The organism is Oleiphilus sp. HI0132 (assembly GCF_001635845.1).
In genome coordinates this window covers 1-1,066 of sequence record NZ_LWGJ01001382.1, presented here as the reverse complement: position 1 = coordinate 1,066, position 1,066 = coordinate 1, and the positions used below count along the sequence as shown (strand labels likewise).

At 37.7% G+C, this 1,066-nt stretch carries 2 protein-coding genes; both read left to right on the top strand.

The features are described from left to right. The coding region (locus A3766_RS21240) for a hypothetical protein (protein WP_231882949.1) at positions 1–492 on the top strand (492 nt) is incomplete at its 5' end. Positions 493–747: 255 nt separating this feature from the next. After that, positions 748–1,066: hypothetical protein (locus A3766_RS29815; RefSeq protein ID WP_156509022.1), on the top strand; the 319-nt coding region annotated here is incomplete at its 3' end.

Here is a 1,066-nt window from a genome sequence, read left to right as displayed (position 1 = left end):
ATCATTGCTGAGGCAACCAAACAGAATAATATGCCGATTAAAGGTCAACACAATATGCCTTTCGGTCCTTATTTATATAAAGACTCAAAAAGTCGCCAGTCGATGTTCTTCAAAGGGTGCCCTACTCCCTTCAAATGTCATCTTCGTTCAAATAACTTTGACTTACCAACAGAGGTTACACTGCCAGACTTTATTGGGGGGGGACCAGGCTACTTTTTTGAAATAGAAAGGAATGATGGCAATCAAACATTTAGATTTGAGTGTACTTCTAAGGCTCTACAATTCAACTACATTGGTAATGTTAAGGATCGCAATACTTTTAAAAGTGATTATGAAGAATGTACCAATATAATGAATAAGAGTGCTATTGAATTTAGTAAGAATATGCCAGAGTGGTTCTTCCTATATAGGCCAGCATCATTTGATTACAGAATCAGTATACCTCATATTCTGAGTAAAGGAACTACACATTTCTTTGTAAGGCCGCAGTAAATCTAGATATGTACCAATCTGAAAATTAACGAAAAAACGGGAGTGAACAGGCTGTATCGCATCGTGACGATTGGCAGATTGATAGTTCTCTACTTTGAAAAAACGGAAAAACGGAAAAACGGAATATATAAAATGCTTCGATGTACAACATTAGTATTACTTTTGCTTTCTACCATATCGTGCCTTGCCAGTGACAGTAACGGCTTGAAGGGAAAGCATCTACATTTAGAATATATAGATTATTTTAAGTATCCTTTGGCGGATCTCGTACAGCCTTCATCAGAAAGCATTTTATTTAAGCCATTATTTGAACTAGCAGGCCCTGTGAAAGAGGTTTCTTTGTTCCAGGATAAGGAAAAGAAAATCCACGGGTCTCCTTTTCCGTACCTCAGTCTTCCTTGGTACGAACATTACATGGAATTTGACGGCAAGGGTAATTTGGTCAGTGTTGGTGCTAACAGCACGTATTGGGGAGATGCATTCTGGAAGGTAACCCGATACGAATATAATAATGATTACTTACCAGTTAAACGCACTACCTATGGCAGAAAAGGTGAAGTCATTAGTTATTATG